Origin of the sequence: Pantoea sp. ANP04 (genome assembly GCF_041982285.1) — a bacterium.
GTDB lineage: Bacteria > Pseudomonadota > Gammaproteobacteria > Enterobacterales > Enterobacteriaceae > Pantoea > Pantoea eucalypti.
The window spans coordinates 60,776-80,865 of the sequence record NZ_JAUTYS010000009.1; the positions used below are offsets into that span (position 1 = coordinate 60,776).

At 56.8% G+C, this 20,090-nt stretch carries 20 protein-coding genes; 13 read left to right on the forward strand and 7 right to left on the reverse strand.

Going from position 1 to position 20,090, the window contains the following annotated elements; translation table 11 throughout:
* Nucleotides 1–39 precede the first annotated feature (39 nt).
* From Q7C21_RS13370 to yniD, 6 genes are all read left to right on the forward strand, one after another.
* On the forward strand, nucleotides 40–1,212 hold the full coding sequence (locus tag Q7C21_RS13370; protein WP_187512796.1) for a cyanate transporter: 1,173 nt from the start codon (nucleotides 40–42) through the stop codon (nucleotides 1,210–1,212).
* Between the two features lie 206 nt (nucleotides 1,213–1,418).
* Complete coding sequence (gene lldP, locus Q7C21_RS13375) at nucleotides 1,419–3,074, forward strand: L-lactate permease (protein WP_003850089.1); 1,656 nt, start codon at nucleotides 1,419–1,421, stop codon at nucleotides 3,072–3,074.
* Nucleotides 3,071–3,844 (forward strand): transcriptional regulator LldR, encoded by a 774-nt coding sequence (gene lldR, locus Q7C21_RS13380; protein WP_039659034.1) that lies wholly within the window; start codon nucleotides 3,071–3,073, stop codon nucleotides 3,842–3,844. Before lldP ends, lldR begins: the two co-directional genes overlap by 4 nt.
* Nucleotides 3,844–5,031, forward strand: a complete 1,188-nt coding sequence (lldD, locus tag Q7C21_RS13385; protein ID WP_375150783.1) for an FMN-dependent L-lactate dehydrogenase LldD — start codon at nucleotides 3,844–3,846, stop codon at nucleotides 5,029–5,031. Before lldR ends, lldD begins: the two co-directional genes overlap by 1 nt.
* A gap of 57 nt (nucleotides 5,032–5,088) precedes the next feature.
* On the forward strand, nucleotides 5,089–5,517 hold the full coding sequence (locus Q7C21_RS13390) for an OsmC family protein (RefSeq protein WP_003850085.1): 429 nt from the start codon (nucleotides 5,089–5,091) through the stop codon (nucleotides 5,515–5,517).
* A 119-nt stretch (nucleotides 5,518–5,636) separates the two neighbouring features.
* On the forward strand, nucleotides 5,637–5,744 hold the full coding sequence (gene yniD / locus Q7C21_RS13395) for a small membrane protein YniD (RefSeq protein ID WP_085980552.1): 108 nt from the start codon (nucleotides 5,637–5,639) through the stop codon (nucleotides 5,742–5,744).
* Nucleotides 5,745–5,859: 115 nt separating this feature from the next.
* Here the strand turns inward: yniD and Q7C21_RS13400 are convergent, their stop codons facing one another.
* The 3 genes from Q7C21_RS13400 to Q7C21_RS13410 form a co-directional block, all read right to left on the reverse strand.
* Nucleotides 5,860–6,093, reverse strand: a complete 234-nt coding sequence (locus tag Q7C21_RS13400; protein ID WP_008924857.1) for a hypothetical protein — start codon at nucleotides 6,091–6,093, stop codon at nucleotides 5,860–5,862.
* A gap of 99 nt (nucleotides 6,094–6,192) precedes the next feature.
* Complete coding sequence (locus tag Q7C21_RS13405; protein WP_003850083.1) at nucleotides 6,193–6,363, reverse strand: hypothetical protein; 171 nt, start codon at nucleotides 6,361–6,363, stop codon at nucleotides 6,193–6,195.
* 170 nt (nucleotides 6,364–6,533) lie between these two features.
* Entirely contained in the window at nucleotides 6,534–7,184 is a 651-nt protein-coding gene (locus Q7C21_RS13410) for a CPBP family intramembrane glutamic endopeptidase (RefSeq protein ID WP_003850082.1), read from the reverse strand.
* Between the two features lie 213 nt (nucleotides 7,185–7,397).
* Between Q7C21_RS13410 and Q7C21_RS13415 the strand changes: the two genes are divergently transcribed.
* The 3 genes from Q7C21_RS13415 to Q7C21_RS13425 all read left to right on the forward strand — a co-directional run bounded on the left by Q7C21_RS13415 (nucleotide 7,398) and on the right by Q7C21_RS13425 (nucleotide 11,051).
* Nucleotides 7,398–10,001 (forward strand): EAL domain-containing protein, encoded by a 2,604-nt coding sequence (locus Q7C21_RS13415; protein WP_375150784.1) that lies wholly within the window; start codon nucleotides 7,398–7,400, stop codon nucleotides 9,999–10,001.
* A 277-nt stretch (nucleotides 10,002–10,278) separates the two neighbouring features.
* Nucleotides 10,279–10,575: an I78 family peptidase inhibitor gene (locus tag Q7C21_RS13420; protein WP_003850080.1), complete on the forward strand. Its 297-nt coding sequence runs from the start codon at nucleotides 10,279–10,281 to the stop codon at nucleotides 10,573–10,575.
* Between the two features lie 158 nt (nucleotides 10,576–10,733).
* Nucleotides 10,734–11,051 carry a hypothetical protein gene (locus Q7C21_RS13425; RefSeq protein ID WP_003850079.1) on the forward strand — a complete coding sequence of 106 codons (318 nt, stop codon included), beginning with the start codon at nucleotides 10,734–10,736 and terminating at the stop codon, nucleotides 11,049–11,051.
* 13 nt (nucleotides 11,052–11,064) lie between these two features.
* Here Q7C21_RS13425 and Q7C21_RS13430 read toward each other — a convergent pair whose 3' ends face one another.
* Nucleotides 11,065–11,316: a biofilm development regulator YmgB/AriR family protein gene (locus Q7C21_RS13430; protein ID WP_003850078.1), complete on the reverse strand. Its 252-nt coding sequence runs from the start codon at nucleotides 11,314–11,316 to the stop codon at nucleotides 11,065–11,067.
* Nucleotides 11,317–11,750: 434 nt separating this feature from the next.
* Here Q7C21_RS13430 and Q7C21_RS13435 point away from each other — a divergent pair, with 434 nt between their 5' ends.
* Nucleotides 11,751–13,022 (forward strand): multidrug efflux MFS transporter, encoded by a 1,272-nt coding sequence (locus Q7C21_RS13435; RefSeq protein ID WP_071591687.1) that lies wholly within the window; start codon nucleotides 11,751–11,753, stop codon nucleotides 13,020–13,022.
* On the opposite strand, the gene Q7C21_RS13440 is transcribed toward Q7C21_RS13435, so the two are convergent.
* Nucleotides 12,907–16,041: a beta-galactosidase gene (locus Q7C21_RS13440; RefSeq protein ID WP_375150785.1), complete on the reverse strand. Its 3,135-nt coding sequence runs from the start codon at nucleotides 16,039–16,041 to the stop codon at nucleotides 12,907–12,909. The two genes, Q7C21_RS13435 and Q7C21_RS13440, sit on opposite strands and share 116 nt — an antisense overlap.
* A gap of 399 nt (nucleotides 16,042–16,440) precedes the next feature.
* Complete coding sequence (locus Q7C21_RS13445) at nucleotides 16,441–16,632, reverse strand: hypothetical protein (RefSeq protein WP_375150786.1); 192 nt, start codon at nucleotides 16,630–16,632, stop codon at nucleotides 16,441–16,443.
* On the opposite strand from Q7C21_RS13445, the gene iraP reads away from it, so the two are divergent.
* The 3 genes from iraP to Q7C21_RS13460 all read left to right on the forward strand — a co-directional run bounded on the left by iraP (nucleotide 16,631) and on the right by Q7C21_RS13460 (nucleotide 19,055).
* Nucleotides 16,631–16,885, forward strand: a complete 255-nt coding sequence (gene iraP / locus Q7C21_RS13450) for an anti-adapter protein IraP (protein ID WP_003850075.1) — start codon at nucleotides 16,631–16,633, stop codon at nucleotides 16,883–16,885. The two genes, Q7C21_RS13445 and iraP, sit on opposite strands and share 2 nt — an antisense overlap.
* A gap of 112 nt (nucleotides 16,886–16,997) precedes the next feature.
* Entirely contained in the window at nucleotides 16,998–17,300 is a 303-nt protein-coding gene (locus Q7C21_RS13455) for a PsiF family protein (protein ID WP_003850074.1), read from the forward strand.
* A gap of 228 nt (nucleotides 17,301–17,528) precedes the next feature.
* Nucleotides 17,529–19,055 (forward strand): FAD-dependent oxidoreductase, encoded by a 1,527-nt coding sequence (locus tag Q7C21_RS13460; protein ID WP_105099448.1) that lies wholly within the window; start codon nucleotides 17,529–17,531, stop codon nucleotides 19,053–19,055.
* A gap of 54 nt (nucleotides 19,056–19,109) precedes the next feature.
* Here the strand turns inward: Q7C21_RS13460 and proC are convergent, their stop codons facing one another.
* The gene (gene proC, locus Q7C21_RS13465; protein WP_003850072.1) at nucleotides 19,110–19,922 is read right to left on the reverse strand and encodes a pyrroline-5-carboxylate reductase; all 813 of its coding nucleotides are present in this window, start codon (nucleotides 19,920–19,922) and stop codon (nucleotides 19,110–19,112) included.
* Between the last annotated feature and the right edge of the window lie 168 nt (nucleotides 19,923–20,090).

Here is a 20,090-nt window from a genome sequence, read left to right on the forward strand (position 1 = left end):
TGCTGCCAGGCTGGCAACCTTTAACTGCGTGGATCTCAGATGAAGAGAGAGAACAATCTGCTGCTGGCGGCGCTGGTGCTGGCAGGACTCAATATGCGACCACTGATGACCTCGGTCAGTCCGTTACTCGGCCAGTTGCGGCAGAGCATTGGTCTGTCGTCACTGGCGGCATCGCTGCTACCTGCGATACCAATGATGATGATGGGCGCGATTGCGTTAATCAGCGCCCCGCTGATGCAGCGTTTTGCGGTGCGCAGACTGCTGCTCGGCGGTCTGGTACTGCTGTTGCTGGCGCTGGTGAGTCGGCTGTTGGTTACTGATGGCCGCTGGCTGGTGCTGACTGCCGTGCCGGGTGGGGCAGGCATTGGCATTGTACAGATGGCAATGCCGGGATTGATCCGTCAGCGTTTTGGCAGCCGGAGCGCCGGCGTGACCGGACTCTGGGCCGCCGCGCTGATGGGGGGCGGCGGAATTGGCGCGGCGATCTCGCCGTGGCTGAGCGCACATTTTGGCTGGCAGGGCGCGCTGAGTAGCTGGGCGCTGCCGGTGGTGCTGGCTATTCTGGTCTGGCTGTTTATCACCACCGCGCCACCCACAGCCCGGACAGAGGCAGCAGAGATGCCTTCGCTGTGGCGAAAAACCCGTGCCTGGACGCTGGCGCTGAGCTTTGGACTGGTGAACGGAGGATATGCCATCTGTGTTGCCTGGCTGCCTGACTTTTATCATCAGCTCGGCTGGAGCACACAGGCGGGCGGTTCACTGCTTGGTATGATGATCGCCTGTCAGGTCTCGGGTGCGCTGCTGTTGCCGTTGCTGGCTCGGGGCCGCGATCGTCGTCCGCTGTTGCTGTTCACGCTGGCGATGCAGCTCAGCGGCATGCTCGGCTTTCTGCTTGCGCCACAAGGGGCGCCGTGGCTCTGGGCGGGGATTGCGGGCGTCGGACTGGGCGGGGCGTTTCCGCTGGCACTGGTGCTGGCGCTGGATCATCTTGATAAACCCCAGACTGGCGCACGGCTGGTGGCCTTTATGCAGGGCGTCGGCTTTATTATTGCGGGCAGCATGCCGTTTATCGCCGGTCAGCTGCATGCGTTCACCGGCCAGTTCGCCAGCATCTGGATTCTGCAGGCGGCGGTTACGCTGCTGCTGGTCGTCCTGACTCTGCGTTTCCATCCACGCAGCTATCAGCGGGCCTTTTCCGGCGTGAGTAGCTGATTTTGGTCGGACCAATCAAAGCAATAATTTTCTCTGGTTCACACTCCAGAAATATTCGCGCAACTTCTATTGCCACGGATTAACAATACATTAACTATCTCTTGCCACAAGCCCCGATAAAGCATTCTGGTCTGACCAATTCGGGGCGCAGGGCATGCAGCGCTGCGGCTACATGCTTCGTCACCTCTTCCTCTGGAGATACTGGCATGCAGATCTGGCAACAAAACTACGATCCGCTGGGTAATATCTGGCTCTCAAGCCTTGTTGCTCTGATCCCGATTCTCTTTTTCTTCTTTGCGCTGATTAAGCTGAAGATGAAAGGCTATCTGGCGGCTACCACTACAGTGGTGCTGGCGCTGTTGGTGGCGTTGTTTCTCTATCAGATGCCGGTTGCACAGGCGCTGGCCGCCGTGGGTTATGGCTTTCTCTATGGATTGTGGCCGATTGCCTGGATTATTGTCGCGGCGGTATTCGTCTACAAGATCTCGGTCAAAACCGGCCAGTTCGATATTATCCGCGCCTCTATCCTCTCGATTACGCCCGATCAGCGTCTGCAGATGCTGATTGTCGGCTTCTCATTCGGGGCCTTCCTGGAGGGCGCTGCAGGCTTTGGTGCGCCAGTGGCGATTACTGCCGCGCTGCTGGTGGGACTCGGCTTTAATCCACTCTACGCCGCCGGCCTCTGCCTGATTGTAAACACCGCGCCGGTCGCCTTTGGTGCGATGGGCATTCCGATTATCGTGGCGGGCCAGGTGACCGGGCTGGACAGTTTTGCCATCGGTCAGATGGCCGGACGCCAGCTGCCGCTGCTGACCCTGATTGTGCTGTTCTGGATCATGGCGATCATGGATGGCTGGCGCGGCGTGAAAGAGACCTGGCCAGCGGTGGTTGTCGCGGGCGGATCCTTTGCCATTGCCCAGTTCCTCAGCTCCAACTTCCTGGGGCCTGAACTGCCCGATATTATCTCGTCACTCGCCTCGCTGGTTTCACTGACGCTATTCCTGCGGGTCTGGAAACCGGTGCGTATCTTTCGGTTTGCCGATGCAGAGGCGAAGCAGGGCGATCCGCTGCTGCCTCCGCAGAAGTATCGGCTGGGCCAGGTGATCCGTGCCTGGATGCCGTTCCTGTTTCTTACTGCCACCGTCACGCTCTGGAGCATTCCGCCGTTTAAAGCGCTGTTTGCCAAAGGCGGTGCGCTCTATGACTGGGTGCTGGCTGTGCCGGTTCCGATGCTGAATGAGCTGGTGGCGCGGATGCCACCGGTCGTCAGCAGTGCGACGCCTTATCCGGCAATCTATAAACTGGATCTGGTTTCCGCCACGGGTACCGCCATTTTAATCGCAGCCATCATCGCTATGCTGTTCCTGCGCATGAAACCAAAGGCGGCGTTGCAGACCTTTGGTGAAACGCTGAAAGAGCTGGCGCTGCCAATCTACTCCATCGGAATGGTGCTGGCGTTTGCGTTTATCTCCAACTATTCCGGCCTCTCTGCGACGCTGGCACTGGCGCTGGCACATACCGGCCATGCCTTTACCTTCTTCTCGCCGTTCCTCGGCTGGCTGGGTGTCTTCCTGACCGGATCAGATACCTCATCGAATGCACTGTTTGCCGCGTTACAGGCCACCACTGCCCAGCAGATTGGCGTCTCCGATATTTTGCTGGTGGCGGCGAATACCACCGGCGGCGTGACCGGTAAGATGATCTCACCGCAGTCGATCGCCATCGCCTGTGCAGCGGTCGGGCTGGTGGGGAAAGAGTCCGACCTGTTCCGGTTTACCGTTAAACACAGTCTGATTTTCACCTGTATGGTCGGTGTGATTACCACACTTCAGGCCTATGTTTTCCCGTGGATGATCCCATGAACAGCCATGTCGATCCGCTGGTGATGCGCCTCCGGGCGTATATCACCGAACATCAGCTTGAACCGGGTATGCGACTGCCCGCCGAACGTCAGCTCTCTGCGGAGCTTGGCGTCTCCCGCTCCTCGCTGCGGGAAGCGATACAGCAGCTGATCAGCAGCGGAATGCTGATCAGCCGACGTGGGGGCGGCACCTGGCTCCGTCAGCAGCTGGCACCCTGGTCGGAGCAACGCATCGTCGAGCCGATTCGTCAGTTACTGCGCGACGATCCCGACTACCGTTACGACATTCTGGAGGCGCGCCATGCCATCGAGGCCAGCACCGCCTGGCATGCCGCACTGCGCGCCACCGACAGCGACAAAGAGAAGCTGCAGTTCGCTTTCGACGCCACCCTGAAACTCAAGGAGAGTGACGATCCCGATCTCGCCGCGCAGGCGGATGTGCGCTTCCACCTGGCGATTGCCGAGGCGTCGCACAATGTGGTGCTGCTGCAGACCATGCGCGGTTTTTTTGAGCTGCTGCAGTCATCGGTGATGCAGACCCGTCAGCGCATGTACACCCAGCCTGCGATTTTCGGCCGCCTGACGGAACAGCATCAGGCGCTGCTTGATGCAATCCTTGCGGGCGACGCCGAAACGGCCCGTCAGGCGGCGATGCACCATCTGGGTTTTGTGCACACCACCATGAAAAGCCTGCATGAAGATGAAGCGCGTCAGGCGCGCATCACCCGTTTACCGGATAACGACATACGCAACCCTAAGGAATCTGACTGATGATTATCTCAGCTGCCAGTGATTATCGCGCCGCCGCGCAACGTATCCTGCCGCCGTTCCTGTTTCACTATCTTGATGGCGGTGCCTACGCCGAGCACACCCTGCGACGTAACGTGGAGGACCTGTCTGACGTGGCGTTGCGTCAGCGCATCCTGAAGAACATGTCGGAACTGAGCCTTGAGACAACATTATTTAATGAAACATTGTCGATGCCGGTTGCGCTCGCACCGGTCGGTCTGTGCGGCATGTATGCCCGTCGGGGCGAAGTACAGGCCGCGCGCGCCGCCGCTCTGAAAGGCATTCCGTTTACGCTGTCGACAGTCTCGGTTTGCCCGATTGAAGAGGTGGCCCCGCAGATCAACCGCCCAATGTGGTTCCAGCTCTATGTGCTGCGTGATCGCGGGTTTATGCGCAATGCGCTGGAACGCGCCAAAGCCGCCGGTTGCTCAACGCTGGTGTTTACCGTGGATATGCCGACGCCGGGTGCACGCTATCGCGATGCGCACTCCGGGATGAGCGGTAATCATGCGGCGCTGCGTCGATACTGGCAGGCGGTTACTCATCCACAATGGGCACTGGATGTGGGCCTGCAGGGGCGTCCACACGATCTGGGGAATATCTCCGCCTATCTGGGTAAGCCGACCGGGCTGGAAGATTATATCGGCTGGCTGGCGAACAACTTTGATCCCTCGATCAGCTGGAAAGATCTGGAGTGGATCCGCGAGTTCTGGGACGGACCGATGGTGATCAAAGGTATTCTCGATCCGGAAGATGCGCGGGATGCGGTGCGCTTTGGCGCAGACGGCATCGTGGTCTCGAATCATGGCGGACGTCAGCTGGATGGTGTGCTCTCTTCGGCGCGGGCGCTGCCCGCGATTGCCGATGCCGTCAAAGGTGACATCACGATTCTGGCGGACAGTGGCATTCGTAACGGGCTGGATGTGGTGAGAATGATCGCGCTGGGCGCAGACAGCGTGCTGCTGGGAAGGGCCTTTATTTATGCGCTGGCGACCCACGGTCAGCGCGGTGTTGAAAACCTGCTGAACCTGATTGAGAAGGAGATGCGCGTTGCCATGACGCTGACCGGCGCAAAATCCATTAGTGAAATTACCCGCGACTCACTGGTCCAGGCGGAGGTGTTGCTGGCACCAGCAAGCACATCGCCACGTCCGCGTGCGGTGAATTAGCCTGCGAAAATGAATGTATTGTCTATACTTAGCTTCTTTACCAACAGGAGGAATGACATGACCATTCACAAGAAAGGTTCGGCGCACTGGGAAGGCGATATCAAAGGTAAAGGCACCGTCAGCACCGAGAGCGGCGTGCTGAGCCAGCAACCTTATGGCTTTAATACCCGTTTTGAAGGCGGTAAAGGCACCAACCCGGAAGAACTGATTGGTGCAGCGCATGCAGCCTGTTTCTCTATGGCGCTGTCGCTGATGCTGGGTAACGCGGGTCATCCGCCGGAAAGCATTGATACCACGGCCGACGTGTCGCTGGACAAAAAAGGCGACGGCTTTGCCATCACCAAAGTGGCGCTGACCAGCACCATCTCTCTGCCAGGTATTGATGCGTCAACTTTCGACGAGATTATCAATAAAGCCAAAGCAGGCTGCCCGGTTTCTCAGGTTCTGAATGCGGAAATTACGCTGGATTACACCCTGAACAACTGATGCCGGCGACGGGTCGCCTTTTGGTGGCCCGGACGTTATGCTATCCCCTCGGTCCTGTTACTGACCGAAACTGATGCGCCTTCTGGCGCATCTTCGCTTTCTGATGAGAGGAAACCGAGGTGACAAGATACCGGGCGGCCAAAAAGTACTGGAAGATGGTGCTGGTTCTTTTATGCATTTGCGGTGGTCTGCTGTTGATTCGCTGGGCCGCCATGATCTGGGCATGAGTCGATGAAGGGGACAGGGCGTCACACGCCGTGCAACGTTTTGATGGTGATGATTGCGCTGGAAGGGGAGCTCTGCCGGCTCACAGCCTCATGTCTGCCGGGATAATCGTGTTATTCAGACAAAGGCATCTTCACGCCGTTGTTTAGCCCGCACGTCACTGCGCGCAATGCGATACGCTTTGCGGGGATCGCCCACCACAAATTCAAAGGTTGGCGTGTAGTAAAATGGCAACCAGCCGCCATAGCTGCTCTCCCACTCCCATCGGACGGGGCAGGGCCACAGAATGCCATCATACAAAAGATAGTATACCCAGCGTCCACCAGGACGACGGGGGCGTGATGTTTTCATGGGATTCACTACGGTAATGGTTAACAACAGCTTATATTTTGTACGCTAAAGCGCCAGCTTGCAATGTTACAGCGCCGCTTTATTGAACCTGGTCCTGAATTAGCGATGGACCTCTCCGCAAAGCAGGACCACATTCGGCCTGACTTTATGAATGCGGTTCGCCATCGTTTCGCAGTCGACCTTTGTCGGATAGATGCGCTCCGAGACCGGCAGCGCTTCGCAGGCATCGTAGCCGCACGCGCTCACTAACAACACAAATCCTATCAACATAGTTCCTCTCCTTTGCACGGTCTGGTGGTACGGACTGCGGTGCTTTTTATCCCTTTTTAACATCCAGTATAGACAAACGTGACGGTGCGGCATTGTCAGTGTGAGCTATGGTCCGCCCGCAGGGTCATGCCGGCGTCTGTCAGCGTGTAAGAAGAGGAGTGATGCCTGCATTAACCCGCGAAATACCAGGCGGGCAGCAGCGCAATCAGGTTATTCAGGGTGTGGAGGAAGATGGGCAGCGCCAGACTGTTGCTCCGCAGCCGGGCATAGCAGAGCAGCAGTGAAAACAGCGTCAGGGCGATAAGCGTCTGCCAGTGCACATACTGCGTATGCATTACCGCAAACAGCAGCGAGGTGAGCAGCATACAGGCAAAGCGGCTGCGCGGCGCCCACAGCAGAAACCCCTGTAACAGAAAACCGCGGAACAGCACTTCTTCAAAAACCGGCGCCAGCAACACGGCGGTCAACAGCAGGATAAGCAGCGAATTACGTCCCTGCTGCGCCTGCATCACCAGCCAGCCTTCCGGCTGCATAAATTGCATCTGTGCTGCCATCAGGACAAACAACGCGCCGGTAAAGAGCAGGGTTTGCAGGGTATAAAGTTCACCCAGCGGTAAATCGGTACGGCGCTGGCAGTAGAAGCGATAAAGCGGGTAGATCACAGCAAATTCAAACAGACAGAGCACGGGCACCAGCAGGCCGTCATTACGCAGCACGCCGTAATTAGGGAACAGGGTGATCAGCATGGTAACCAGGTAATAGACCACAAAGCTGCCGACGTAGAACAGCGTCAGGGTCACTCTGTCGGAATTGATGTTCATAGGCGACTCAGCCAGCGAAGGTAAGCGCATAGTAGCAATGCCCCCGATCGCTGTCGAGTCAGCCTGTAACACAATATTTAAGCGCAAAATGTTTACCGCAGACTAAACACCCGAGCGCCCGAGCCGATAACTGAGGAAACTAATCGGGTCAGCACCCTGTGTGGTATTGCCGGCCTTTCATCTCAACCCCTGGTTGTGTAGTGGGCACTCTTAATGACTTTTAATCCTCCGGCGCCACCCGCGTTGCCATTCAGACATGTTGCTGAAGATCGCACTGTCCGCTTTACGCGGCGCAGCCTGCGTGTCCTTTCGCTGCTGCTGTTTGGCGTGCTGGCGCTCTCGATGCTGATGGTGCTGACGATTGCGCAGCGGCAAAACAGCGTATCGGTTGAGCATGACCGGATGCTGATGCAGCAGGCGTGGAAAAGTCGTCAGGAGGCGATGGTAACGGATATCCGGGATTATGCGTTCTGGGGCGAAGCCTGGCAAAATCTCCATGTCAGTGTGGACAAAGTCTGGGCGTTTGACGAAGAGAACTTTGGTCCAGGCCTGTATGAGGAGTATCACTACGAGGGTGTTTTCGTGGTCGATGGTAAAGGCCACACCCGTTATTCAGTCATTAACGGCAAACTGGTGGATACGCCGCTGGAGGCCTGGCTGGGCAAAGAGACCTCTGCATTTATTGCGGCGGCACGTCAGCTTAACAACAAAGCGATGCATCGTGATGTGCTGATCAATCATCTGCCCGCCATCGTGGTTGCTGCCCCTATCACCAGTGGCAAAGTGAGGGCGGTGACGCCAGTGGCGGGGCCTCCGTCCATCATGATATTTGTGAGTCTGTTTACGCCTGAAAAATTAAAGGCGCTGGGAACATCGCTGGATGTACGCGAACTGCGCGCGCCAGCCAGTGAGGAGGATGCCCTGCGTGAACCCCGGATGATGTTAACGTTGCCGATGGGCGACCCGATTGTGCTGCGCTGGACCTCAAAGATGCCTGGCATGGGCCTGATTTGGTTTTTGCTGCCACTGCTGATGTTGATGGCGATCATCATCGCCATAATTACCCGTCGCGTCAGTCGCCATGCGCTCTCAAATGCAATTATCTCTGATCGGCGTTTCGCTATGCTGGCGATCAGTCAGCAGGAGCTTGCCAACAGCGAAGCGCGGTTTCGCGATCTCGCTGAGGCGGCGTCAGACTGGATCTGGGAGACGGATGCAGAGGGCCGGCTAATCTATCTGTCAGCGCGCTTTCATACCGTTACCGGCCATGACATTACGCACTGGCTGGGGCGTCACATCGATCATCTGCTGACGCATCCCAGCCATTCGCTGGTTGCCTGGCTGCGACGTCAGGAGGAGGACGGACAGCAGATGCCGCTGCGCTGTCAGTTCATGTCTGCGCACGGCAATCGTCGCATCGGCCAGCTGGTGGCAAAAACCATCTGGCACGACGCGAAACGCATCGGGTTTCGCGGTACGGTATCGGATATCACTCAGGGTATGGAAGCTGAGGCGCGCATTCAGTTCCTGTCGCGTCACGACGTCTTAACCGGCCTGTCGAACCGCATGCAGCTGCTGGAGTTTCTGACGCTACACCTTGCAATAACGGATGGCTCCGCGCCGCTGACGCTGGTCACACTCGATCTTGATCAGTTCCGGCCGATTAACGAAACCTGGGGTCATGCAGCAGGCGACGAGGTGCTGAGCCAGATAGCACAGCGACTGAAGCGCTGTATTGGTCCGCAGGAGCTGGTGGCGCGGCTGAGTGGCGATGAGTTTGTGCTGGTATTACGTGAAGCGAACCGTGAGCGGGTCGATCAGCGTTGTGCTCAGCTGGTGCATGAGGTTCAGCAACCGATCAGCACCGGCCAGCATGTCCACTATCTTACCATCAGCATGGGGATTGCCTGCGCTCCTCAGGATGCCAGCCACCCGGAAGCGCTGCTGGAAATGGCAGATATTGCGCTGAATGAAGCGCGTGACGCGGGACGCAATCAGTGGGTCTGGTATGCCAATGAGATGACCAGTCAGCGGGAAGATAAACGTGAAATGGCGCGGCGGATTGAGAAAGCGCTGAAGAACAATGAGTTTCGCCTGCACTATCAGCCACGCTATCAACTGCTGACGGGGCAGCTGGCGGGCGCTGAGGCCCTGATTCGCTGGCAGATTGCCCCGGATCAATGGATAACGCCCGACCACTTCATTCCACTGGCGGAAGAGAGCGGTCTGATCGCCACCATCAGCGACTGGGTGCTGATGCGCGCCTGTGAGGATGCACTGGGGTGGGGCGGCGAACGCTATGTTTCAGTCAATATATCGCCAATGGAGTTTCGCACCAGCGACCTGGTGCAACGGGTCGCGAATGCGCTCGAGAAAAGTGGCCTGCCGGCAACCCGGCTGGAGCTCGAAATTACTGAGAACGTTACCTTTGAACACCCACAGCATGCGCTGGAAATCATGCAGGGGTTACGTTCGCTGGGTGTCCGGTTGACTGTTGATGATTTCGGCACCGGCTATGCCGCGCTGGGCTACCTGAAAACCTTCCCGTTTAATGGCCTGAAGATCGATCGCTCCTGGATGAAAGATTTCCCCGAGTCGCAGCAGGCACAGTCGGTGGTCGCGGGGATCATTGCGCTGGCTCGCGCCTTTGCCCTGACGATCACAGCAGAAGGCATTGAGACAGAAGCGCAGTTAAACCAGCTAAAACAGCTCTCATGCGAAGAAGGGCAAGGTTACTTCCTTGGCCGGCCAATGCCACTGGCTGCATTCAGAACGCTGCTGGAAAGAACGGCGCAAAATCAGCCTGAGATGGCTTAACGCACTTTGACCGCCAGGGCGGTCATTAGCATTGCGCAGACAATAAAAATAATCAGTTCCATTATGACCTCCACGGGGCTGGGTAAGAAAATTCTTAAGAAAGTGTAGAGATTCACGGGGGCTTTTTTTGGCTGAAAATGCGATTAATCTCAAAAGGACGCCTGCCCAGCAGTTGGCTTAATCCTGCTGTAACAACTTTACCTTTTAAGGGTTCAGGTCTGCCGGCGCGTTTTGCTACTCTTGGGCAAGGTGTTACACGTCCAACAGGAGAATAAACGTGAGATTTTATGGAAAAGGGCTGCTGGTAGTCGGTCTGTTCGCATTAACCGCCTGTCAATCTGCCTCTCAACCCGACACTGCCCGTGTGGCGCAGGATCCCGACGCTGACCGCTGCGGCGCCTCACAGTTTCAACACTATATCGGCAAACCGTTGACCGCACTGCAGGGTCAGCACTTCGAACAGCAGGTGCGTCCGATCCCCTATAATTCAGCCGTCACCATGGACTTTAATCTCAACCGGCTTAATTTCCTGGCCGATAAAAATGGCAATATCAGCTCAGTTTATTGTGGCTAATGGCCAGAATGTCATAGGCTTGTCATAACGGCAGGCGAGGATAGCTGCGCGTTTGAGAAACTTCCTCGTCACACAATAGATAGTGCTCGTCTTGTTTATTCCCGCCCCGGCGGGAATTTTTTTAGCGTCCGCGGACCGGAACAGGAGCGAAGAAGAAGATGAAACGCATAGTGGCATTTCTGCCCACGTTGTTACTCAGCAGCACACTGGCGCATGCGTCCAGTGAAGACGCCTGGAAAAAGAGCCGCGAGGTGATGGTTCAGGCGTGCGTCAACGCCAGCCACCTGAGCAAAGTCAGGGTGCTGGGCGAACCGATCGAATATGACGACAACACAGGTTACAGTGCACTGTTGCTGGAGGGACGCTACCCGCAGCAGCACATGAAAAATAAGCGGGGACGGGAGCTCTGCCTGTTTCAGCGCAGCAGCGGACGTGCCAGCGTCAGCGAAGCGGATAAGTTACGCTGGGTGAAGTAGACGCCGGGTTGATTTACGGCTCCGGCTGCGTGTCGATCAACTGAGCCAGCAAGGTGCGATAACGCTGCAACTGCATCTCGTCGCCCTCTACTTCCAGTTTATCGATCACCCGCGCAATCAGCACTTTACTGGTGGCGGGCTCGCCCGCTTCCATTATTTCACGCAGGATCACCGCCAGCAGATCGGACTCTGGCGGTGTCCGCCAGGCCGGGCTTTTAAAATAGTCGCTGATTGCACGGCTGGCGCTATTTGGTTGTACTCTCATTTCCCCACCTCCGCTGAAACACGCCACTGCCCCTTACTGCTGAGTAAGGGCGTATCTGTATGAAATAAGCTGGTTTGCCTCAGCGTAGCCGGATGGTCTGCACCGTTTTTTGCGGAGGACGTCGCACCGATCAGAATGATCGCCACACCGCCACGGCTGGCGGTTTTTTAAACATAGAAGCGGGGAGCGGGGTTGTCAGTAACAGAATGACATATTTTTCCATATTGATGAGGGGGCGTTTAAGAAGCGCGTTTCAGTGCCGTCTGTCATCCGCGCGCTTCGCACTCTGAATTCCTGCGTCGGTGAAATTTGTGCCGGTAATTGAGCCGAATCAAAGCAGAATCCGTTCTTTCACTCTATGTGCCATGTTTTGTCGGTCACGCTGAGAATGCGCGCGTTAGACTGAGCCTTCCCTCTCTTTATATCGTCTGCTCATGCCACGCACTATTGAACCCTGGAAGATAAACCTGATCTCGGTCTGGTTTGGCTGCTTTTTTACCGGACTGGCGATTAGTCAGATTATCCCGTTTCTGCCGCTCTACCTTGAACAGCTAGGCGTAACCGGTGGCGAATCACTGAGCCTCTGGTCGGGTCTTACCTTCAGTATCACCTTTGTGGTCTCGGCGGCGGTGGCGCCGCTATGGGGCAGCCTGGCCGATCGCAAAGGTCGTAAACTGATGCTGCTGCGTGCGGCTTTTGGCATGGGCGTGGTGATCCTGCTGCAGGCTTTTGTCACGGAGGCCTGGCAGTTGCTGCTGCTGCGTGCCCTGATGGGGCTAACCTCCGGATATATCCCCAACGCCATGGCGCTGGTGGCGGCTCAGGTTCCGCGTGAACGAAGCGGCTGGGCGCTGAGCTGTGTCTCAACCGGTCAGATTGGCGGGGTGATTCTGGGGCCCATGCTGGGCGGGCTGCTGGCCGACTGGGTCGGTTTGCGTACGGTGTTTATTGTCACTGCGGTGCTGTTGATGGTCAGCTTTCTGGTGACGCTGTTCCTGATTAAAGAGACCGGTTATATCCCGGTCAGTAAAAAAGATAAGCTCAGCGGACGCGAGGTTTTCCGCTCGCTGGATAACCCAAAGCTGATGCTCTGCCTCTTTTTTACCACCATGGTGATTCAGATGTGCAACGGGTCGGTGAACCCGATTCTGACGTTGTTTGTGCGTGAACTGGCACCGACTGCGGAGAATATCGCTTTTCTGAGTGGCGTGATTGCCGCGCTGCCAGGCGTCTCAGCGCTGCTGGCGGCACCCCGGCTGGGGCGACTCGGCGATCGCATCGGCACGCAGCGTATCCTGCTGGCGACAATGGTTATCTCGCTGCTGCTGTTTGTTGCGATGTCGTTTGTGACCAGCACGACACAGCTGGGGATATTGCGGTTTCTGCTGGGCTTCGCCGATGGCGCAATGATGCCTGCGGTGCAGACGCTTCTGGTACGCCATTCACGCGACAACATCACCGGGCGAATCTTCGGCTATAACCAGTCGTTTATGTATCTCGGCAATGTCGCAGGCCCGCTACTGGGGGCTGCGGTGTCGGCGGTGGCAGGTTTCCGCTGGGTCTTTTTTGCCACCGCCGTGGTGGTGCTGATTAATGTGCTGTTTCTGAAGCGTTTTTACCGGCGTCCGAAGACCGAGCTGCCTCTGGCTGAGAAATCGTCAGCTCAGCCTGCCAGCGCTGCTGAGTCAGTAAAAACTCAGGACTGACGCTGGGGCTCCAGGAGTCATCGCCGCCAACGCCCATGTGAAACGCATCCAGATGCAGCCAGCAGCCCGTTTCAGGACGCAGCAGGTGGCGGTGTGAAGTCTCCCGCAGCTGCTCCAGACTGAAGCGGCTCAGCGAGAAAGCGAAGTCGCCGCTGACCTGCCAGCTGCCGCTGTCGAGCTGACGCGTACCGCCACGCTGACCATTCTCGCTGGGGAAAACGTAGGGCGTTGATAGCTGATCCAGCGGCAGCTGCCAGCGGGAAAACTGCGCGGCCAGCTGGCGGTCGGGATAGTTTTCATGCGGACCCAGGCCCAGCCAGCTAACCTGCTGCGGGATGTGTGCCAGCTCACAGCGCAAGCCGATGCGTGCGGGCGGTGGCAATCCGCGCGACTGCTCAACCGACAGCTGCAGCTGTAACTCACCCTGCGCGTTGATCACATAACGTTTACGGCTGATGAACGCGAGCTCACCGTTGGCGAGCCAGCCATGCAGCGTCTCAATCTGCACTGCCTGCGACAACGTATTCGCCGTGATCGATACCAGACTGCTGCTCATCTGGTCATAACCCGCCGTTTTCCAGCGTTCAACCCAGGCATCAGGATCAACCCGTTCCGCTTCGCTGGTGCCGATGTCATTGTCCAGCGGCGCGCGGATAAAGCAGTCCTGAAGAGGGGAGAGCAGCGTCGGCTCCTCATTGACAAACCACTGCGTCAGTTCGCCGCTGTGGCGTGAAAAATGCCAGCGTTGCTGCTGATGAGTGACAACAATGTCACTGGCATCATTGTGCAGCACAGGTGCTTCGGCAGCCTCTGGCTGTAATGGCATCGCCAGCGCCGAGGGCAGCGCCCACTGGTGCCAGGCGACGCGCCAGCCAGCAACGCTCCAGGGTGTGGCGTTGATCTGATGAATCGCGACGTTCAGCCAGCATTCGCCGTATAACGCGGGCGGTGTAGGCAGCGTGATCCGCTGCTGACTCTGCGCGGTGATATCCAGCACTATTTCGCCTTCTGTCACCACCTCTCCTTCCTGCTCAATGGACCAGCGCAGCACTTCATTATCACTGTGGCGGAACAGATAGTCGCTGCTGATCGTAACGCTCAGCGGATCGCGGGGATCAACGGTAAACTGATAAAACTGCTGGGCGCGCTGCGCTTCATAAAGCGCTGGATGTGGCGTGCGATCGGCAAACACCAGCCCGTTCATACAGAACTGACGATCGTTAGGCTTATCGCCAAAATCACCGCCGTAAGCCTGCCAGGAGTTGCCCTGTTCATCATGGCGGGTCAGGCTCTGATCCACCCAGTCCCAGACGAAGCCGCCCTGCAGTCGCGGGAACTGACGGAAGGCCTCCCAGTACTTCGCAAAACCGCCGAAACTGTTGCCCATGGCATGCGCGTATTCACACAGGATCAACGGACGCGTTTCGCCCGGCAGACCGATCCACTTCTTCAGCGACCATTTCGGCACTGCCGGGAACGGCTGATCTTCATCAACCCTGGCATACATCGGGCAGATAATATCGGTTGCGGCGGTATCTGCACCGCCGCCTTCATACTGCACCGGACGGGTTGGATCGCTGCTTTTCACCCAGCGGTAGAGCGCGTCATGGGTGGCGCCATGTCCTGACTCGTTGCCCAGCGACCAGATGATAATGCTGCAGTGATTACGATCGCGCTGCACCATGCGCGTGACACGTTCGCTGTAGGCCGCGAACCAGCGGGGATCATCGGAGAGCCGGTTCATCGGCTGCATGCCGTGGGTTTCGATATTGGCCTCATCCACGACATAAAGCCCGTACTGGTCACACAACCGGTACCAGAGCGGATGATTAGGGTAGTGCGAACAGCGGACCGCATTGAAATTGTGCTGCTTCATCAGCTCGATGTCGCGGCGCATCGTCGCCTCATCCACTACCTGACCGTGCTCCGGATGGTGCTCGTGACGGTTGGTGCCCCGGATCAGCAGCGGTTTGCCGTTCAGGCAGAGCAGGCCGTTGTCGATGGTGACCTGACGGAAGCCAACATCGTAAGCTTCCACTTCGACCAGCTGCTGATCGCCATCCAGCAGCGCCAGCGTAGCACGATAGAGGTGGGGCGTTTCGGCGCTCCACAGCGCGGGCTGTTCAACCGGCAGGCTGATCAGGGCGCGTTCAGGATAGTGACCCCGTTCGTCAATGATCGCGCTGCCCAGCGGCTGCTGACACTGCGCAACCTGCTGTTTACCCTGCCACAGCGTCAGGCGCAGCTGATAGCGCGAGGTGGCGTCCGGCGGTAAGGCGACGCGGACCTGGGCGCGTAGCTCGGCACGGGTAAACTCCGGGCTGAGCCGGGTTTCCAGCTGAACGTCGGCCAGATGCACCTGCGGTTTATGCAGTAATGTGACATCGCGGAAAATGCCGCTCATCCGCCACATATCCTGATCTTCCAGATAGCTGCCGTCGCTCCAGCGCAGCACCATCACCGCCAGCCGGTTTTTACCCGGTCGCAGATGAGGACTCAGGTCAAATTCGGCGGGCAGGCGGCTGTCCTGAGAGTAGCCAATCCAGCGCCCATTGCACCACAGGTGAAAAGCCGAATTTACGCCGTCAAAAATGATGCGTGTCTGTCCCGAATCGAGCCAGGCTGTGTCAGTCGTGAATGTGAGCGAGTAACATCCGGTGGGATTCCCGGCGGGAACCAGCGGAGGATTAACGGGAATCGGATATTGTACGTTGGTGTAAATGGGCGCATCGAAGCCGTGCATCTGCCAGTTAGCCGGGACCGGAATCGTGCTGGCATCCGGCAGATCCTGCAATAACCAGCTGGCAGGCACCGCTTCAGGCTGAGCAAAGTAACTAAATCCCCACTCTCCGTTGAGACATTGCCGTGACGCCGAAGGATGATCATCGCGCGCCGCCGCTTCATCGCGCCAGCTGGCGAATGGCGGATGGGCATCCAGACGATGCAGCGAGGTCACGACCGGGTTCTCCCAGTCGCGCCGGGAGAGGATGTCACTGAAAGTAGCCAGAGAGAGAGTCATGATTTTATCCTGTAAATGTAATGCGCTCACAATGCGCAAAATTCGTCAGTCTGTAAAGTGTTCACCCTCCCGATTTACACAAATAGTCCTGTTAACAAACTCACCGGGATGTTGAGAATACGACGACATACTGGCGGTAAAACGTTAAGTATGGTCAGCAAAGATGAATAGCCGCCTGAAGCAGAGGAATCTCACTTGTCGCCATGCCAGCGGCTTCATACACTCCGCCCGATTTTTTCAATCTGAGGTAGATAGGGTACGAATCATTAAGCTGGTGGCTGTTGTGGGATTAGTGACTGCATTAAGTGGATGTATTTTCCCGCCTCCCGGCGGCGGTTGGGGCGGACACGGTGGCGGGCCGGGTCACGGATTCGTAAATCCTCGTTAAGCTTCTCTGTTTCATTTCAGGCAAGCGACATTTAACCGCGGCAGTGCAACCCCGCAAAACGTTTCGCCAGCAAAATAACCGTAAATGGCTGAACAGATGGGATAAATGTGGGCTAAGCCACTGAAAAAATGGCTGTCGCCCTCTGTTTTTTTAGCCAGCGTGGTGATAATTTCAGCTTTTTTCCACCGCTGAGACAACAGCATGAAAAACCTGATTGCTGAGTTACTGGTAAAGCTGGCTGAAAAAGAGGCGACAGCGAAAGAGCAAATGGCGCAGATTGAAGCACTGGAGATCGTTGTCACTGCGCTGGTTCGCAAGCTGGAGCCGCAACAACATCTGGCAATCACCACCAGCATTGAAAGCGCTATGGACAACGTGGCTGATGCTGATGATAACGATGCACGCCTGCTGCGCAATTACATTGAAAAGCTGCTCCATCATCCCCGCCAGTATTGATCCCGGAACAGGTCGGGAATGGGATCTTCCCATCACTTTGACCTCAAACATTTTCTGCTTTGCTTATTCGCTGCCAGAATAATAGAGGACAATCCACTGTGGAGTTATCAAGATGAAAGTCGGTTTAATGGCGATGATGATGGCAGGCCTGCTGGTCAGCGGGCTGGCAGGTGCTGCGGAGAAAACTCCGCAGCAGGAGAAAATGACGATGTGCAACCAGCATGCGAAATCACAGGATCTCAAAGGGGATGCGCGCAAAACCTTTATGAGTGAATGCCTGAAAAAGGACAGCAAGATGTCGCAGATGTCACCGCAGCAGATGAAAATGAAAAGCTGTAACGGTGAAGCCGGTGATAAAAAACTGGCAGGCGATGCCCGTAAAACCTTTATGAGTCAGTGCCTGAAAAAGAGCTGATGATGCCCACGGCCACGCAGGTGGCCGCTTCTATCTGCCGCCCGATGCGGATTCACTTCCCCCTCAACGCCGATTAAATTACCTGCCACAACAGCAGGTTATCTTTCTGAAACAGATTCCTCATCAGGCTTCCCGGTTCCTTTGCCACACTTTCTGTTTGTAGGGGATTGCGCAGCGGGCTTTTTTGCCGTGCAGCATAAGACCAGAAACAGTGAAAGGAGCCATGCCGTGAACTATCAATTTACCGTCGACCTGAACGATCTGCCGCAGCGACAGCCGGTTAAAAAGACGCTCGGCGATGTTGATCTATTATTGATTCGCGACGGTGACAACGTCCGTGCTTTTCAGGCGAAATGTCCACACGCTGGCGCACCGCTTGAACAGGGCGCGATTTGCGGCGATCGGCTGGTCTGCCCGTGGCATAAAGCCGCGTTTGATATCGCCGATGGCAAAATGTGTGAACCGCTGGCGTTAGCCGATCTCAAACAGTACCCGCTTCGCATTGAAGAGGGCCGGGTACTGATAAACCCCAAAGCGATGTCACCCGCAGCACCCATTGGCAGCGGGGCAGATGCACCGGTCTATGTGGTATTGGGTGGCGGCGCGGCGGGTAGCGCAGCGCTATGGCGTCTGCGTCATGAAGGTTTTAAAGGCCGCCTGATACTGGTCGAGCGTGAAGCAGATGCACCCTATGACCGCACCGCGCTGACCAAATTTGTGCCGTCGGGAAAAATGGATATTAACGAAGTGCCGCAGCTGCTGAAAGCGGATGTGATGGACCACGTTGAACGACTCCAGGCTACAGTGAGCCGGCTGGATGCACAGCAGCAGCGGTTAATCTTCGAGGATGGCGGTACGCTTGCGTTCGACAAACTGTTGATCGCCAGCGGCGCGACGCCTGTTCTTCCCGATTTGCCGGGCAGCGATCTTGACGGGGTTCATCTGCTGCGCAGCAAAGCGCAGACCGATGAGCTGCTTCAGGCGGTGGATGCCAGCCATAAAATCGTGATTATCGGCAACAGTTTTATCGGTACCGAACTGGCGTCGGCACTGCGTAACCGCGATATTGACGTCACAGTCATTGCCCGCCAGGCACTGCCTTTTGCTAAACGGTTTGGCGAGCAGATTGGTCGCTATTTCTACCAGCTTCATGAGCAAAACGGCGTGAAGTGGGTGCAGGGCGAGATCGAAGCGCTGCAGGGTGACCAGAAGGTAAATGGCGTGCAGCTGAAGGGCGGACGCAAGCTGGATGCTACCGTTGTGCTGTTCGCGACCGGGGTTAAACCGGCCACCGACTTTATTCACGATCTGCCGCTGGCAGAGGATGGCAGCCTGCAGGCGGATGATCAGTTGCGGGTCGCTGATAATATCTGGGTGGCGGGGGATATCGCCACCTATCCGGCGGCACAGGGGCCGCTGCGTATTGAGCACTATCGCGTTGCACATCAGCAGGGACAGACTGCCGCATGGAATATGCTGGATCAAAACGTCGCTTTTGATCGGGTGCCGTTCTTCTGGACGACCCAGTATGGCACTCGTTATGAGTATGTTGGCCACGCGGCAGAATGGGATGAATTCCAGCTAATCGGTTCGCTGGAGGATAAAAAGTTTATGGCGTTTTATGGTCAGCAGGGGCAACTGGCGGCGATCTGCTCATGCGGTATGTATACGCTGACCGCTGAGCTGGTGGAGCAGATGCAGCACCCCATGACGCTTTCTGACGCGGTGGCGCGCTGTCAGGCGAAAATCAGTTAAGCTGCACGCAGGGCGGACCAGGCTGACGGGCCGCCCTGCGTACTTTCTCACCGGTTAGCTGCGACTCAGTTTCTCTGACTTCGCCATGCACTGCTGCATCGCTTCCATCACTGCCGAGCGCATGCCTTTTTCTTCCAGCACTTTCACCGCTTCAATGGTGGTGCCGCCTGGAGAGCAGACCATATCTTTGAGTTCAGCCGGATGTTTACCGGTGGTCAGCACCATCTGCGCCGCGCCTTTCACCGCCTGCGCAGCAAACTGATAGGCCTGAGCACGCGGCATGCCACCCAGTACGGCTGCATCCGCCATCGCCTCGATAAACATAAACACGTAGGCCGGTGCAGAACCGCTCACGCCGACCACAGAGTGAATCAGATATTCATCCACTACGGCCGCTTTGCCGAAGCTCTCAAAAATCGCCACGACTTCGTCGATCTCCGCCTGCTCAACCAGCACGTTAGGCGTTACCGAGGTCATGCCTTCGCTCACCAGTGAGGGCGTATTCGGCATTGCGCGGACAATTTTGCGATCGTAACCCAGCACGGATGAGAGCGAGTCCAGCGTCACGCCAGCGGCAATCGACACCACCAGCGCCTCTTTTTTCAGGCTGCCTGCCAGCTCTTTTAATACTTTCAGAATGACATTCGGTTTTACTGCGCCGAACAGGATGTCCACTTCACGCGCCAGCGCATCCGCGCTCTCTGCTGCGTTGATGCCATACTGCTCTGCCATCGCCTGGTTGGTCTCAGCTTTGCGATCGTAAACGAAGATATCAGACGGGGCGATTTTGCCGCTGTTGACCAGTCCGCCGATAATGGCTTTCGCCATGTTTCCCCCGCCGATAAATCCGATTTTCTTTGCCAGCATCGCCATCTCCTTAGGACATTATTCGTTTTTCTCAGTGAGCTAGCTTACTTCAGCCAGCCCGAATAACAAGTCAGCTGCAAGCGCGCTGGAAAGCGTGGCGCAAATTAAATTTGCCATTTAAGAGGAACCCGGCAAGATCTCAGGCTTCTCTGACTGTAAGGAATCATG